Raw genomic sequence first — 15,731 nt, forward strand, 5'->3', positions numbered from 1 at the left:
TTTACTCTTATTCCGGGGCAATGCAAGGGCTTTAGCTATTTTTTCACCAACATAGCTGCCGTACACTTTCTGTGACACGGCTAACACTATGAAAAGTAACGTAGCTAAAGCTTACATTTGTAGATTATCGACCAAACGGGTTAAAGCCACCACCCATTCCGCCCATACCTCCACCGCCGCCCATCATGCCTTGCATGTTGCGCATCATGCCTTTCATGCCACCTTTCTGCATCTTCTTCATCATCTTCTGCATTTGGGTGAACTGCTTAAGCATACGGTTTACATCTTGAACCTGTGTACCAGAACCAGCGGCAATACGCTTTTTGCGTGAACCTTTGATTAGGTCAGGGCGTTGACGCTCTTTCATGGTCATAGAGTTGATGATCGCTTCCATTTGCTTGAACATCTTGTCATCAACTTTATCTTTAACGTTGTCTGGTAGCTGAGACATGCCTGGAAGCTTATCCATCATGCCCATCATGCCGCCCATGTTTTGCATCTGACCTAGCTGTTCACGGAAGTCTTCAAGGTCAAAGCCTTTCTTCTCTTTGAACTTCTTAGCCAGTTTCTCTGCTTTCTCGGTATCAACGTTTTTCTGTAGGTCTTCAATAAGAGACAGTACGTCGCCCATACCTAAGATGCGAGACGCAACACGATCTGGGTGGAACGGTTCTAGTGCGTCAGTTTTCTCACCAACACCTAAGAATTTAATCGGTTTGCCTGTGATATGACGAACAGACAGCGCCGCACCACCACGCGCATCACCATCAACTTTCGTTAAGATAACACCGGTTAGTGGGAGCGCATCACCAAAGGCTTTTGCAGTATTCGCAGCATCTTGACCTGTCATTGCATCAACAACGAACAGCGTCTCTACTGGTTTAATTGCCGTATGAAGCTCTTTGATCTCACCCATCATCTCTTCATCGATAGCCAAGCGACCGGCAGTATCGACAAGTAGCACGTCGTAGAATTTCTTCTTCGCGTGGTCGATTGCAGCGTTTGCAATATCAAGAGGCTTTTGATCCGCTGAAGATGGGAAGAAGTCTACGCCAACATCACTTGCTAACGTTTCAAGTTGTTTGATCGCCGCTGGACGGTAAACGTCGGCAGACACAACCAAGACTTTCTTCTTGTCACGCTCAGTTAGAAGCTTAGATAGCTTACCTACCGATGTGGTTTTACCCGCACCTTGTAGACCCGCCATTAAGATAACCGCTGGCGGCTGCGCTGCTAGGTTAAGAGCCTCGTTAGACTCACCCATCACCGCTTCAAGTTCAGCTTGAACGATCTTAATGAATTCTTGACCAGGTGTTAGAGATTTAGAAACCTCAACACCCACAGCGCCTTCTTTTACGCGCTTAACAAAATCGCGGACAACTGGCAGTGCAACGTCGGCTTCAAGTAGCGCCATACGTACTTCACGCAACGTCTCTTTAATATTGTCTTCGGTCAGACGACCTTTACCGCTGATGTTCTTCAGCGTTTTGGATAGACGATCCGTTAAATTATCAAACATAGTTTTCTCTTCGCTCAAAACTGCGACTATTACTGTGAGTATACATTAGCGCGGATTAGAGTCATACCCGTTGTAGAGCGTTAATCATCCGTGCTTGTGATGTGAGACATTATTCACTTGGAATTGAATGAGGTTCACCATAGCCCCAAAGAGCGATGCGAGGTATAATTCGCCAATTAGTAATCATTTAAATGGATACCATGGACAGTCTTATTGCGATCGCAGCAGCCTTTCTTTATACAATGGCGATTTCCACGATCATTCCAGGTCTCGTGCACCAAACAGGAATCCGTGTAAAAACGGTGTTTATCAGCGCATTACTTGCTCTAGCTTTCCATGCTTGGTTGCTCGGCGACTTGATTTTTAATGCCAGCGGCCAAAACCTCAGCATCTTGAACGTTGCTTCATTAATCAGCTTAATCATATCTGTGGTAATGAGCGGTGCTATGCTCAAAACCCGCCTGTGGTTCATCTTGCCCGTCGTTTATAGCTTCGCAGCTCTGAACTTGATGGCTGCCACTTTTCTTCCAAGCACTTTCATCAAACATTTAGAGAATGACCCAAAACTGCTCGTGCACATCTCTTTGGCTCTATTCTCATACGCGACGTTGACTATCGGTGCGCTATACGCACTACAACTTGCGTGGCTAGATCACAAACTTAAAAAGAAAAAAGCCTTAGTGATTAACCCTAATCTACCTCCTTTAATGATGGTAGAAAGGCAGCTTTTCAAGATCATTTTAATTGGTAATGGCTTATTAACGGGTACCTTGTTGACTGGCCTTATCTTTGTGCAAGATATGTTTGCTCAAGGAAAAGCACACAAGGCTGTGCTGTCTTTTATCGCTTGGGTTATCTACTCCATCCTTCTATGGGGTCACTATCAGAAAGGTTGGCGTGGACAAAAAGTCACTTGGTTCGCACTTGCGGGCGCCAGCATGCTCACATTAGCCTACTTCGGTAGCCGCTTCGTTCAGGAAATCATTCTGAACTAGTCTGAAAAATAAGGGCAAGGTCTCACATACCTTGCCTTTAAAATATTGAGTGCAATACATTCAATTGACATCTCGACCATGTTCGGTCATAAATTAATCAAGATACACAAATAGGAAAAGAATAGTTTTGGACGACATATCAACGGGTATCTTATTTGCGCTACTCGCGTGTCTCATTGTAATTTCTGGTTATTTCTCTGGTTCCGAAACGGGCATGATGTCCTTGAACCGCTACCGTTTAAAGCACTTGGCCAATACGGGTCATAAAGGTGCCAAACGTGTAGAAAAACTTCTGAACCGCCCAGACAGATTGATTGGCCTCATTCTCATTGGCAACAATCTCGTCAACATTCTTGCATCTGCGATCGCTACTATTCTTGGCATGCGCATCTACGGGGACATCGGTGTGGCTATCGCGACTGGTGCTCTGACTCTCGTGATCCTCGTATTCGCCGAAGTAACACCAAAAACCATCGCTTCTCTATTTCCTGAACGTGTTTCTTACGCAAGTAGTATCCTTTTGATGATACTGATGAAGGTGCTGTCTCCATTGGTGATCTTAGTTAACTTCATTACCAATGGCTTCATTCGTATCTTAGGTGTCAAAGCTAGCCATGACGCTACAGACCACTTAAGCTCAGAAGAGCTTAGGACCGTGGTAAATGAAGCCGGTAGCCTGATCCCTCAGCGTCACCAAGATATGTTGGTTTCTATTCTGGATTTGGAACACGTCACCGTGAACGACATCATGGTTCCTCGTAATGAAATCACCGGCATCGACATCAATGACGACTGGAAATCTATCGTTCGCCAACTGACTCACTCTCCTCATGGACGTGTGGTTCTATACCGCGATCAGATAGATGAAGTGGTTGGCATGCTTAGGCTGCGTGAAGCTTACCGCTTAATGCTTGAAAAGAACGAATTCAATAAAGAGACCCTGCTGCGTGCAGCCGATGAGATCTACTTTATTCCTGAAGCGACACCACTCAATATTCAGCTGCTTAAATTTCAACGCAATAAACAGCGCATCGGTTTGATTGTTGATGAATATGGCGATATCAACGGCTTGGTAACCCTTGAGGATATTCTAGAAGAGATTGTCGGAGAGTTTACTACCTCAATCGCACCAAGCTTATCTGAAGAAATCACGCCTCAAAGCGATGGCAGCTTCTTGATTGAAGGCAGCGCCAATATCCGAGACATCAATAAAGGCCTGCAGTGGGCACTGCCTACCGATGGCCCAAGAACGCTTAATGGTTTAATACTGGAGCATCTTGAAGATATTCCAGAGAGTCACCTCAGTGTACAAGTTGCCAGTCATCCAATGGAAATCGTTGAACTCGAAGAGAACCGCATCAAGCTGGTACGAGTGTTTCCACAGGTAGTTAACGGGTAATCACTACTCGACAAAAAGCAAAAGGCCCGGTTCATTACCGGGCCTTTTAGTATCTAACTCACCCTATCTAGGGTGTTATCAATGACTAGTCGATTTTAAGCTCTTGAAGCATCGACTCAGGCAGTGCCAGTTCATCATTTTTGTTTACAGAGATACCAGCTGCGATGATCGCGTTGGCGATGTCTTTCGCTTCATCCAAAGAGTGCATTGCAGCAGTGCCACATTGGTATTCATTCAACTCAGGGATCTTATTCTGATTCTCAACTTTCAGTACATCTTGCATCGCCGCCAACCAAGCATCTGCCACTTGTTGCTCTGTCGGTGTACCAATCAGGCTCATGTAGAAACCAGTACGGCAGCCCATAGGTGAAATATCGATGATTTCTACATCAGAACCGTTCAGTTGAGCACGCATAAAGCCAGCATATAGATGCTCTAAAGTATGGATACCTTTCTCAGATAGGATATCTTTGTTTGGCGCAGTAAAACGCAGGTCAAAGACTGTGATGGTATCCCCTTTTGGGGTTTGCATTGTTTTAGCTACACGAACTGCAGGTGCGTTCATGCGTGTGTGATCAACAGTGAAACTATCTAATAAAGGCATTGCTCTTCTCCGTGACGGCTGGCTTTAGAAAAACCAGCTTCGATTGTCTTCTAGTTCTTTGCGGCACTGTTTCAGCTGCCATCCATAATCTTTTGCTTGTTGTTCGACTTTACGCGCTACTTTAATCAACGATGGTTTGCTGTTGTATGACTTGCGCTTATAACCACCACGGCCTTCATGATAAGCCAGGTATTGGTTATATGGGTCCCATAGTGAGATACCCAGCTGACGACGCGTTTCGCTGGTGTACCAACCTATAAACATCAGCGCATCATCAAAGTTGGTTCTTGAACCACCGTTATTGGTCGCTTTTTGGAAATCTTCCCAAGCTGGGTCCTGAGCTTGAGCATAGCCATAAGCGCTGCTTACACGGCCCCAAGGAATGAATCCAAGAATGTAATCTTTTGGTGGGCGCGCATCATGACGAAAGCTACTCTCTTGTTTAACAAAAGCCATCGCTACGTTGATGGGGGTGCCCCACTTTTCTTGCATATCTAAGGCATCTTCGTACCACGATGGGTGCTCTCTGAAGATGCTACATAAGTTGTCTTGTTGTTTCGGCGGTGGTGTTGCACAACCAACCAAAAGGCTAGAGACAACACCGACAGTGACTACAGGTAACCATTTACTACTCACACGAGTAGGCTTACCTAATAAGGCTTGCTTCCTTTCCACCAACTTCTCGCTATGCTTTTAAATACGAAAAATAATCCGCCAAGAAGCTGTCAAAATCTTGAGTGCTCGCTTCTTCGCTTTGTTGCTGAGCAAGCACAGAGCGTTGAACTTCTGCTTCCATCAGCTCAGCTGAATACACTTTGTATTGGTGTGCTTTGTGCTGTTGAGCGTACGTTTTACCTAGCGCACAGCCAACTTTACCTAAGCCACCTAACTTCTTAGTCTCTTCTAGTAATTGGCCAGAAATGGTTAACTCTGGGTTATCAATCCAAGCTTCAAGCGTATCGCAGGTTTCTTGGTAAGATCTACCGCCTTGTTCAGCATCCATCATTTCAGCAATAGAGCGTAGGTCTTTAAAGACGCGCTTCGCCCAATCTTGCAGAGACAATCGCTCACCGTGACAACCAATTTGCAGTTCTAGACCAACTTGACGACCTTCTAGGATCACCTTGTTCCAGTTGTCGCGCCAGCATTCAAGCTCACAGTTATCCATCTCAGCAGAGTCCGTTAACACACTCCACGTTAGGAATAAGTCTAAGAAGCGAACCTGCTGCTCATTGATACCAATTGAGCTAAATGGGTTTACGTCTAAAGAACGAACCTCAATATATTCAACACCACCACGTTCCAATGCTTCAGATGGTTTCTCACCACTCTTCGCCACACGCTTAGGGCGGATAGGTGCGTAAAGCTCGTTCTCAATTTGCAATACGTTACTATTAAGCTGACGGTATTCGCCCTCAACCTTAACGCCAATTTCGGCGAATTCTTCTGATGGTGTGCGAATCGCTTGATTCAAACCCTCAAGATACTGATCTAAGCTGTTGAAACCAATCTTCAATACGCTTTGCGCGCTGTTAGTGTAGCCAAGATCGCTCAGACGCAGTGCCGTTGCTTTTGGTAGATACAATGTCTCACCGACCTTTTCAAAAGGTAGATTCGTTTCTCTTCCTTTTATGAAAGATGAACACAATGCTGGTGAAGCACCGAAGAAATATGGGATTAACCAACCAAAGCGGTAATAGTTACGGATCAAACCAAAGTAAGCATCTGATTTTGCGTCACTACGCTCTTGTTCTGTTTGCTCACCAAACAGGCTATCCCAGAAGCTTTCTGGGAAAGAAAAGTTAAAGTGAACACCAGAGATAATCTGCATCAAGCTACCGTAACGGCGTTTTAGGCCCTCACGATATAACGTTTTCATTTTACCGTTGTTAGACGTGCCGTATTGCGCAAGCTGAATGTAGTCTTCACTGCCGACATAACAAGGCATAGAGAGCGGCCACAGCTTTTCACCGTCTAATTTAGTTTGTGTGAAGTGATGAATATCAGACAACTGATTCAAAAGAGTAGGAACGTCATTTGAAACAGGTGTGATAAATTCCAGTAGCGACTCAGAAAAATCAGTCGTTACCCACTCGTTCATCAACGCAGATCCTAAAGCCTTAGGGTGCGGCCCAGTAGCAAGGTGCCCATCTTCCGTGTAGCGTAATGTTTCCCTTTCAACACCACGACCAAATTGTGAGAAGGTCTTAGGGTTGGTTGCAACTTGCTTTAGTCGCGCAGCAAAATCAGTCAAAATTTAGTTCACTTATCTTATATCGTTCTGATTAGAACTATCATAAATTAGGTTAGAGGAGAAAAGTAGAGTCTCTTCCCTCCCCCTTTAATGTGTACTCTAACGAATGATTTCAAGCTCTTCTATTGGAATATCTAACTTTTCTAATTGAGGGCGAAGCGAAGCCGCATCGCCAACCACAATTATTTGATAATCATTCGGGTCGAACCATTTCTTCGATAGTTCATTCAATGTCTCTTTTGAGACCGTCTCAACTATCTGATTACGCTGTTGTAGGTAATCTTCATCAAGGCTCAATGCAACAATATTACTCAACAAGCCAGCTTTCTGACTTGGTGTTTCGTATTTGAGTGCATCTTGTTGACCGACGGCAAGGCGCATAAATTTCACCTCTTCGTCAGTTAATCCACTTTGGCTAAACTCATTCAGTTCATTAATAAACTCTTGAATCGATGGCACTGTCGCGTTAGCTCTTACTTGCGCGCTAAATACCACCGCGCCTGTTTCTCGAGTACTTGCGAAGTAACCGCTTGCACCGTAAGTGTAGGCTTTGTCTTCACGCAAGTTCTGGTTAATACGGCTATTAAAGTTACCCGCTAAGTTAAAGTTAGCTAACTGGCTCAAGTACAACTCACCAGTAGCGTCAAACGGCAGGCCTTTACGAACCAGGCGAACAATGCTTTGCGGCGCACCCGGTTTGTCGACCAAGTACAGGTGCTGACCAGAAAGCTCTTTGACGATCTGCGGACGCGTTAGTGGTGCCGCATCGCCTTGCCATTGCTCAAAGAATTGTAGCTGCTTCTCTATCTCTTTCTTCGAGATGTCCCCTACGATAACAATATTAGCTCCTTCAGGAGTATAGTGCTGACTGTAAAACAGTTTTACATCGTCCAGAGTTAACGATTCTAGAGAGTCCTTAGTACCATCACTTGCACGAGCAAAAATACTATCACCAAACAGCACTTCACGGGTTGCTTGAGACGCCATCCAGCTTGGCTGCTGATGCTTATACACGACGCCTTCTAACATCTGCTTCTTAACACGCTCGAAATCTTGCTCATCAAACTTAGGCTCGAATAGAACCTCTTGCACAATAGCTAAGGTTTGAGGCAGGTTTTTCTCTAGCGTAGAGACTGAAATGTCAGTGGTGTAACTGCCCGCACTAATACTGACGCTACTGCCAAGCTTATCCAAAGTCGCCTGTAACTCTTCAACAGTTCGTTTAGTCGACCCCTCTTCCATCATAGAAGCAGTTAGGTTCGCCAGGCCCTCTTGCCCTTTGCGAACATAACGCTCACCGGCTGGAAGTTGAATCTGTAGCTGTACTGTCGGTGTTTCACTGGTCACCGTACCAATCAAATCAGTACCGTTTGCAAAGTGCATGCGGTACAAATCAGGCATGGTCGCCTCAACACCAAAGTTCACTTCTGGCATCACGCTGCGATCAAAGGTATTCGGTGCCTTTCTATAATCCAGCTGGTCTTCCGTTACTTTACTGTATTCAGGCAAAGTACGTGGTGGCGTGGTAAATGTTGCTTCTCGAACGGCTAAATCAAGCTGCTTTTTCGGAACCACACTCAAAGTCACCTTGTGCTTACCTTCGAGGAAATCTTGGTAGGCCTTGCTCACACTTTCAGGCGTGACGGCACGGATTTGATCCAGCTGGGATTCAATGCGATCTGGCTGACCGTAGAAGGTTTGGTTAGATGCAAGTTGTGAAACCTTGCCTTTAACACTTTGCAGAGCGAAAACCGCGTCCGCTTCTGCCATACCGGTGATCTGGTCTAAACGCTCTTGTTCAACACCCTCTTTCGAGAATTGCTCTAGAGTATCCATCAGCTCTTCATTAAGAACCGTCAGATCGCCTTTTTCACCGGAGTTACCCATCGCATACACATACATGGTACAAGCAAGTTCAGCACAATCATGGAAAGATCCTGCACTTACTGCTTTTTGTGTTTTTACGAGGTTTTGGTATAGGTAGCTGTTGGTACCGGAACCTAACACGTTAGACAATGCATTCAGTGACGCTTGCGTCTCTTCACCGCGATACGTTGTAGGCCAACCAACAAGCACCATCGGCTGACGGATATTATCTTCTAGGGTGATGTACTTATCTTCAGTTAGCACAGCAGGTTGTTTCTCTGCCGCCTTAACTTCTGGGCCTTGAGGAATAGGGCCAAAGTACTTGTTCACCCACTCTAGCGTGTCATCAACGTCGATATCACCACCAATCGTTAGCACGGCATTATTTGGGCCATACCAGCGTAGGAAGAAGGCCTTGAGGTCATTCACATCAACTCGGTCGAGATCTTCCACATAACCAATTGGTTGCCATGAATAAGGGTGACCTTCAGGATAAAGCGCTTCCCCCATGCGTTCCCACATCAAACCATAAGGACGGTTTTCATAACTTTGAGCACGTTCGTTTTTGACCGTGCCTCTTTGTACTTCGAATTTCTTCTGAGAAACCGCATCCAATAAGAAACCCATTCGGTCTGATTCTAACCACAACATTTTCTCTAGTTGGTTAGATGGAACTGTCTCAAAGTAGTTGGTACGGTCACGGTTAGTCGTGCCATTTAACGAACCACCCGCTTCAGTGATGATCTTAAAGTGCTGCTGGTCACCAACGTTCTCAGATCCCTGGAACATCATATGCTCGAAGAAGTGCGCAAAACCCGACTTACCAATCTCTTCACGTGCTGAACCTACGTGATAGGTCACATCAACATGCACCAATGGATCGGAATCATCAGGGGAAAGAATAACTGTCAGGCCGTTTTCAAGCTGATATTTGGTGTAAGGAATCACCACTTTATCTTTAGAAGGCTTAACCTCCTCTAACAGAGTGACGCCTTCAGGTAATGAGGAAAAGAAGGGCGTTGAGCTAGGTACATTGTAAGAACAGCCTGCAATGGCGATAAGAGAAAATGTACCAAGTAAAACCTTTTTCATTGGTTCTCCTTAGAAAAAACCGAAGTAAATAGCAGCAAGTAAGCTATAACGAGCGGCTTTGCCAATCGCTATCAAAATAACGCTAGGGATGAATTTCATTCTTAGCCAACCCGCAGCTAGACACAAAGGGTCACCAATAATCGGTAACCAACTGAATAACAGTGTCCAGTAGCCATAACGACTCAGCCAAGCCATAGCCTTATGACCATGCTTTTCAGATTGAGTTCGATTAGGCAACCATAATCCAATCCAATAGTTAGTCAGGCCTCCTAAAGTATTACCAAGTGTCGCCACCAGAATAATCGATGATGTTGAAAACTGATCTAGGCTCAATGCGGCAACAAGGCTGGCTTCTGAGCCGCCGGGCAATAATGTGGCGCTCAAGAAGCCACTGATAAAGAGTACCCACAGCGCCGAGTCAGAGAACCACAGCGCTATGTTTTCAAAAAGGGAATTAAAGAACTCTAACACTGCATATCAACCTTCTTGCATCTTAAGTAGTACCTTGCCTCTAGTGTGTCCGGTTTCAACCTGCAGATGCGCCGACTGTGCTTCGTCTAGTTGGTAGATACCTTGAATTTCTGTTTTAAGCAATCCAACACTCACCATATAAAGCATGGTGTCCATTTGCTCAGGGTTCGGTTCAACCAACATGCCTGATGCAGAAAAACCTAGGAGCGTGGCCTTCTCACAAATCAACTCAGCAGACAAAGTTGGTACTGTCACGACTCTCGCACCATCTTTCAGGCACTTCAACGCATCAAGCGCGGTATCGCCACCGACCAAATCAATCAACACATCAACATCAGAAACTCGTTCTGAAGCTGGGGCAAACTTATAGTTGATAGCGTGAGCGCCTAGCGTTGCAAGATAGTCGAGATTGGCTTCGCTGCAGGTCGTGTAAACCTCTGCTTTTGCTGCCACTGCGATTTGAACCGCAAGATGACCAACGCCGCCTGCACCCGCTAAGATAAGCACGCGATCGCCTTCTTTCACTTCGGCTTTATTGAGTGCTTGGGCTGCTGTTTGGCTAGCAAGTGGTAATGCCGCTGCCGCTTCTAGGGTGACAGAATCAGGAACCATGCTGAGTGCAGCTTCTGGAACACATACATATTGGCTATAACCGCCACCTTGCAGTGGAAAGCCAATAAAGCCCGCCACATTATCACCAACAGTAAAACGTTCAGCCTGATCGCCTAGCGTTACAATTTTCCCCGAAATATCGTATCCCGGCACCCAAGGTAGATTGTTTTTGTTTTGCGCTGCTGCCCAACCAAGGCCAGCACGGGTTTTCACATCAATCGGATTAATGCCCGAAAAGGAAACTTTAACCACCACTTCTCCGGCCTTAGGCTCTGGAATCGCACTGGTTTGAATACTAAGGTTTTCGACGCCGCCGAATTGAGTAATCGCAATCTGTTTATTTTCCATTTCCACATTTCCTTGATTGATAAAAGCCCTAATGAGCAAGCACCCTAATTAATAAAAAAGAAAGGGATGCGAAAGCATCCCTTTGACTATAAACCATTTAATAAGGCTAAGTTAACCGCTCATTCGTAAATTGACGACCAATTAACGTAACGATACATGACCTAAGTAATCCATTAACCGACTAGCGCTAATAGAATGCCCGCCGCGACTGCACTACCAAGTACACCTGCTACGTTCGGGCCCATCGCATGCATCAACAAGAAGTTCTGAGGGTTTGCCTCAAGACCTACCTTATTCACAACACGTGCTGCCATTGGAACCGCTGATACGCCAGCAGCACCAATCAATGGGTTGATGTCCTCTTTCGAGAAGCGGTTTAGAACCTTCGCCATCAATACACCACCTGCTGTACCAATACTGAACGCGACCGCACCTAAGCCAAGAATACCCAAAGTCTCTAAGTTCAAGAAGGTATCTGCTTGAAGCTTAGAACCAACACCGAGACCAAGGAAAATAGTCACAACGTTAATCAGTTCGTTTTGCGCAGTTTTCGATAGGCGATCAACCACACCCGCTTCACGCATCAAGTTACCCAGACAGAACATACCCACTAGAGGTGTTGCTGAAGGTAGGAACAAAATCGTCATCAGTAGTACAGCAAGCGGGAAGAGGATCTTCTCTGCTTTGCTAACATGACGAAGTTGAGCCATCTTAATCTTGCGCTCTTCAGGAGACGTTAACGCTTTCATGATTGGCGGCTGAATAATAGGAACTAATGCCATGTAGCTATACGCCGCTACTGCAATCGCACCTAATAAATCAGGAGACAATTTACTCGCCAAGAAGATCGCTGTTGGGCCATCGGCACCACCAATGATCGCAATGGAAGAAGCGTCGGCCATCGAGAATTCCATTCCTGGAACATAGTTCAGTAAGATCGCGCCAAATAGTGTCGCGAAGATACCAAACTGAGCCGCAGCCCCTAGCCACAACGTTTTAGGGTTCGCAATCAACGCACCGAAGTCCGTCATCGCACCAACACCCATAAAGATCAGCAGTGGGAAAATACCCGTTTCAATACCAATGTAGTAAACGTAGTAAAGCAAACCACCTGGATCAGTAAACCCAGCATTTGGAATGTTTGCTAATACAGCACCAAAACCAATAGGTAGTAAAAGTAACGGTTCAAATCCTTTACGAATTGCCAAAAACAACAATAAGCAACCAACCAACATCATACAGATCTGGCCGAACTCAAAGTTCGCAATCCCTGTTTCAGACCATAAGGTCATCAATCCTTCCATGGTACTCCCTTACGCCAAGCTTAGTAGTGGAGCGCCTACAGTAACTGCATCGCCTTCTTTAACATTCAGTTCTTGAACGATACCACCGCGAGCAGCACGAACTTCCGTTTCCATCTTCATCGCTTCTAAGATAAGCAGAACGTCGCCTTCAGCAACCTCAGCACCCGCCTGAACGTTAACTTTAAAGATGTTACCCGCCAATGGAGCAGGCACCGCTTCAGCGTCAGAAGCTGCTACAGGTGCAGCCTGAGCCGATTGAGCAGGTTTTGCAGATGGCGCAACAGATGTTAGTTCACCTTGTGGGCCAACCTCGACATCATATACTTGACCATCAACCTTCACGCTGTAGCTTTCGATGCCACCAGAAACAGGCGCCGGAGCTGCAGCAACTGGAGTCGCAACTTCTGCCGTTGGTGCTGGTTCAAATGCTTCAGGGTTACGACGGTTCTTAAGGAACTTAAGACCCACTTGTGGGAAGAGTGCGTAAGTCAGGACATCGTCTACTGTATCTTCAGCTAGAGAAATCCCTTCTGATTTCGCTTTCTCTAAAAGATCCGTAGTCAGCGTATCCATTTCTGACTTAAGCAAGTCAGCAGGGCGACAAGTGATTGGCTCTGCACCATCCAGAACTTTTGCTTGCAGTTCAGCATCTACTTCCGCAGGTGCTTGGCCGTATTCGCCTTTCAGCAGACCAGCAGTCTCTTTGGTGATGCTCTTATAACGCTCACCCGTTAGTACGTTAATAACCGCTTGAGTACCGACAATTTGAGAAGTTGGTGTTACCAAAGGAATGTAACCAAGCTCTTTACGTACGCGTGGGATCTCTTCAAGCACCTCGTCCATACGATCGGCTGCGCCTTGTTCTTTCAGCTGGCCTTCCATGTTAGTCAACATGCCGCCGGGAACCTGAGCAATCAAGATACGAGAATCAACGCCTTTTAGTTGACCTTCCCATTTCGCATACTTTTTACGAACATCACGGAAGTAAGAAGCGATTGGCTCTATCTGATCCAGCTTAAGGTTAGTATCACGCTCTGTACCTTCTAACATCGCCACAACTGTTTCAGTTGGCGTGTGGCCGTAAGTACAGCTCATTGAAGAGATGGCGGTATCTAGAATATCAATACCCGCCTCAACGGCTTTAACCGCTGTTGCTGTCGATAGACCGGTTGTCGCGTGGCTATGTAGCGCTAGAGGTACATCACACGATGCTTTGATGCGTGTAATTAACTCTTCGGCTTCATAGGGCTTTAATAGACCTGACATATCTTTGATACATAGTGAATGACAACCTAGGTCTTCTAGACGCTTAGCCAGATCAACCCAAGTATCAGAGTTGTGAACCGGACTGGTTGTGTAAGACAAGGTACCTTGAGCGTGGCCGCCAACGTCAATCGTTGCTTTCACCGCTTTTTCAAAGTTACGTACGTCATTCATCGCATCAAAAATACGGAATACGTCCATGCCATTCTTATGGGCACGTTCAACAAATTTTTCTACTACATCATCCGCGTAGTGACGGTAACCCAACAGGTTTTGACCACGCAGTAGCATCTGCATTGGTGTATTTGGCATCGCTTTTTTCAGTTCACGCAAACGCTCCCATGGATCTTCTCCAAGAAAACGGATACACGAATCAAACGTCGCGCCGCCCCAAGTCTCTAGAGACCAGTAACCGACTTTATCCAGTTCTGCCGCAATTGGCAGCATATCTTCGATACGCATACGAGTAGCAAATAGTGACTGGTGCGCGTCACGAAGTACCACATCTGTGATAGCTAGTGGTTTAGACATGCTCATAAACTCCTTTTTAATCCTTTAAATGCTACTTAGCAGTAGACGCACGGTATTGATGAACCGCGGCCGAAATTGCTGCCACTACCTGTGGACTAACAGCTGAAGGGTTTGATTGTGATTTTTGAATTTTTTTAGGTGCTGCGATCGGCTCAGGTACTTCTTCTGGTACCAGTTTTGACATCAACCGAACGAGGTAAACTAGAATAGTTAGGAAAATAAAGACAACGGACATCCCCGTTATCATTAGAGTCGCCGCATCTCCTAGCAGGCTTCCAATATTAGTCATGTTGCTTCCTTTCTTCGTCATCCTGACATATGTACAGGATTTCAGCGAATAGTGATCCCGACCCATGGATTATCTCGATTGGTAAAACTTTGTCAATTTTGTTTAAGGTTCTGTTACGGATAACGCACACATAAGGTTAATTATTCGCCTATCAGATCACATAAATCTGTCAAATGAGTCATTTTTAGATATTTAAACTGTGACTTAAACGGGGCTTTTCTGATAAATGATATGAGAAAGGTGGAATAACAAAGAAGCATTCAAGAAGTACTTAAAATACAACAAGTTAAATGTTAAGTAAATTTAACATTTAATCAACATTTATGTAGCAGACATAAAAAAAGCCTCGTATAAACGAGGCTTTTTTTAATAATGTGGCGCGCTCTGGAGGATTCGAACCTCCGACCGCCTGGTTCGTAGCCAGGTACTCTATCCAGCTGAGCTAAGAGCGCACGGTTTTAATATCAATTCATTGTTACTAACAACGTATCAATATAAGGATTTCATTCTCATAAGAAAAAATCCCTAAATAGTGGCGCGTCCTGGAGGATTCGAACCTCCGACCGCCTGGTTCGTAGCCAGGTACTCTATCCAGCTGAGCTAAGGACGCACGGTTTTCGATATCAGTATTCCCAATATCAGGAGTTCACAAAGAAACCCTAAATAGTGGCGCGTCCTGGAGGATTCGAACCTCCGACCGCCTGGTTCGTAGCCAGGTACTCTATCCAGCTGAGCTAAGGACGCGCAGTTTTCGATATTGGTATTCGCAATATCAGGAGTTCACGAAGGAAACCCTAAATAGTGGCGCGCTCTGGAGGATTCGAACCTCCGACCGCCTGGTTCGTAGCCAGGTACTCTATCCAGCTGAGCTAAGAGCGCACGGGTTTTAGTATCAACTTAGTCAATACAAGGATTTTCATTCTTATAAGAAATAAACCCTTAAATAGTGGCGCGTCCTGGAGGATTCGAACCTCCGACCGCCTGGTTCGTAGCCAGGTACTCTATCCAGCTGAGCTAAGGACGCACGGTTTTGATATTAATTCTCGACGAACGATTTATCAATATCAGGATTCACATTCTTATCAGAACTAAACCCTAAATAGTGGCGCGCTCTGGAGGATTCGAACCTCCGACCGCCTGGTTCGTAGCCAGGTACTCTATCCAGCTGAGCTAAGAGCGCACGG

General features: G+C 45.6%; 12 protein-coding genes and 6 tRNA genes. 2 read left to right on the forward strand and 16 right to left on the reverse strand.

Annotated elements, in window-relative coordinates; translation table 11 throughout:
• Positions 1–124 precede the first annotated feature (124 nt).
• On the reverse strand, positions 125–1,519 hold the full coding sequence (gene ffh / locus OCV56_RS13245; RefSeq protein WP_010435884.1) for a signal recognition particle protein: 1,395 nt from the start codon (positions 1,517–1,519) through the stop codon (positions 125–127).
• 200 nt (positions 1,520–1,719) lie between these two features.
• Between ffh and OCV56_RS13250 the strand changes: the two genes are divergently transcribed.
• Positions 1,720–2,514, forward strand: a complete 795-nt coding sequence (locus OCV56_RS13250) for a cytochrome C assembly family protein (protein WP_019825854.1) — start codon at positions 1,720–1,722, stop codon at positions 2,512–2,514.
• A 127-nt stretch (positions 2,515–2,641) separates the two neighbouring features.
• Positions 2,642–3,913, forward strand: coding sequence for an HlyC/CorC family transporter (locus tag OCV56_RS13255; protein ID WP_086711975.1), 1,272 nt, complete (start codon positions 2,642–2,644; stop codon positions 3,911–3,913).
• Between the two features lie 85 nt (positions 3,914–3,998).
• Here OCV56_RS13255 and luxS read toward each other — a convergent pair whose 3' ends face one another.
• From luxS to OCV56_RS13330, 15 genes are all read right to left on the reverse strand, one after another.
• Entirely contained in the window at positions 3,999–4,517 is a 519-nt protein-coding gene (gene luxS, locus OCV56_RS13260) for an S-ribosylhomocysteine lyase (protein WP_086711976.1), read from the reverse strand.
• Positions 4,518–4,541: 24 nt separating this feature from the next.
• A complete protein-coding gene (locus tag OCV56_RS13265) occupies positions 4,542–5,192 on the reverse strand; it encodes a transglycosylase SLT domain-containing protein (protein WP_086711977.1) in 651 nt (216 codons plus the stop codon).
• A gap of 10 nt (positions 5,193–5,202) precedes the next feature.
• On the reverse strand, positions 5,203–6,771 hold the full coding sequence (gshA, locus tag OCV56_RS13270; protein ID WP_086711978.1) for a glutamate--cysteine ligase: 1,569 nt from the start codon (positions 6,769–6,771) through the stop codon (positions 5,203–5,205).
• A 99-nt stretch (positions 6,772–6,870) separates the two neighbouring features.
• Complete coding sequence (locus OCV56_RS13275) at positions 6,871–9,729, reverse strand: M16 family metallopeptidase (protein ID WP_086711979.1); 2,859 nt, start codon at positions 9,727–9,729, stop codon at positions 6,871–6,873.
• A gap of 9 nt (positions 9,730–9,738) precedes the next feature.
• Entirely contained in the window at positions 9,739–10,200 is a 462-nt protein-coding gene (locus OCV56_RS13280; RefSeq protein WP_017059555.1) for a YqaA family protein, read from the reverse strand.
• 6 nt (positions 10,201–10,206) lie between these two features.
• Positions 10,207–11,160: an NADP-dependent oxidoreductase gene (locus tag OCV56_RS13285; protein ID WP_086711980.1), complete on the reverse strand. Its 954-nt coding sequence runs from the start codon at positions 11,158–11,160 to the stop codon at positions 10,207–10,209.
• Positions 11,161–11,333: 173 nt separating this feature from the next.
• A complete protein-coding gene (locus OCV56_RS13290; RefSeq protein WP_019825842.1) occupies positions 11,334–12,464 on the reverse strand; it encodes a sodium ion-translocating decarboxylase subunit beta in 1,131 nt (376 codons plus the stop codon).
• Positions 12,465–12,473: 9 nt separating this feature from the next.
• The gene (oadA, locus tag OCV56_RS13295) at positions 12,474–14,258 is read right to left on the reverse strand and encodes a sodium-extruding oxaloacetate decarboxylase subunit alpha (protein WP_086711981.1); all 1,785 of its coding nucleotides are present in this window, start codon (positions 14,256–14,258) and stop codon (positions 12,474–12,476) included.
• Positions 14,259–14,289: 31 nt separating this feature from the next.
• Positions 14,290–14,547 carry an oxaloacetate decarboxylase subunit gamma gene (locus tag OCV56_RS13300; protein ID WP_004741884.1) on the reverse strand — a complete coding sequence of 86 codons (258 nt, stop codon included), beginning with the start codon at positions 14,545–14,547 and terminating at the stop codon, positions 14,290–14,292.
• A gap of 375 nt (positions 14,548–14,922) precedes the next feature.
• A tRNA-Arg gene (locus tag OCV56_RS13305) sits at positions 14,923–14,999 on the reverse strand.
• An 81-nt stretch (positions 15,000–15,080) separates the two neighbouring features.
• Positions 15,081–15,157, reverse strand: a tRNA-Arg gene (locus OCV56_RS13310).
• 57 nt (positions 15,158–15,214) lie between these two features.
• Positions 15,215–15,291, reverse strand: a tRNA-Arg gene (locus tag OCV56_RS13315).
• Between the two features lie 58 nt (positions 15,292–15,349).
• Positions 15,350–15,426 (reverse strand) — tRNA-Arg (locus tag OCV56_RS13320).
• A gap of 68 nt (positions 15,427–15,494) precedes the next feature.
• Positions 15,495–15,571, reverse strand: a tRNA-Arg gene (locus OCV56_RS13325).
• A 79-nt stretch (positions 15,572–15,650) separates the two neighbouring features.
• Positions 15,651–15,727 (reverse strand) — tRNA-Arg (locus OCV56_RS13330).
• Positions 15,728–15,731: the final 4 nt, after the last annotated feature.

Source organism: Vibrio gigantis (genome assembly GCF_024347515.1).
GTDB classification, from domain to species: domain Bacteria; phylum Pseudomonadota; class Gammaproteobacteria; order Enterobacterales; family Vibrionaceae; genus Vibrio; species Vibrio gigantis.

Bases quoted from the DNA above. Each gene is read 5' to 3' on its own strand.
- ffh (WP_010435884.1), bottom strand. From the start codon at position 1,519: ATGTTTGATAATTTAACGGATCGTCTATCCAAAACGCTGAAGAACATC.
- OCV56_RS13275 (WP_086711979.1), bottom strand. From the start codon at position 9,729: ATGAAAAAGGTTTTACTTGGTACATTTTCTCTTATCGCCATTGCAGGC.
- OCV56_RS13285 (WP_086711980.1), bottom strand. From the start codon at position 11,160: ATGGAAAATAAACAGATTGCGATTACTCAATTCGGCGGCGTCGAAAAC.
- luxS (WP_086711976.1), bottom strand. From the start codon at position 4,517: ATGCCTTTATTAGATAGTTTCACTGTTGATCACACACGCATGAACGCA.
- OCV56_RS13300 (WP_004741884.1), bottom strand. From the start codon at position 14,547: ATGACTAATATTGGAAGCCTGCTAGGAGATGCGGCGACTCTAATGATA.
- oadA (WP_086711981.1), bottom strand. From the start codon at position 14,258: ATGTCTAAACCACTAGCTATCACAGATGTGGTACTTCGTGACGCGCAC.
- OCV56_RS13290 (WP_019825842.1), bottom strand. From the start codon at position 12,464: ATGGAAGGATTGATGACCTTATGGTCTGAAACAGGGATTGCGAACTTT.
- OCV56_RS13250 (WP_019825854.1), top strand. From the start codon at position 1,720: ATGGACAGTCTTATTGCGATCGCAGCAGCCTTTCTTTATACAATGGCG.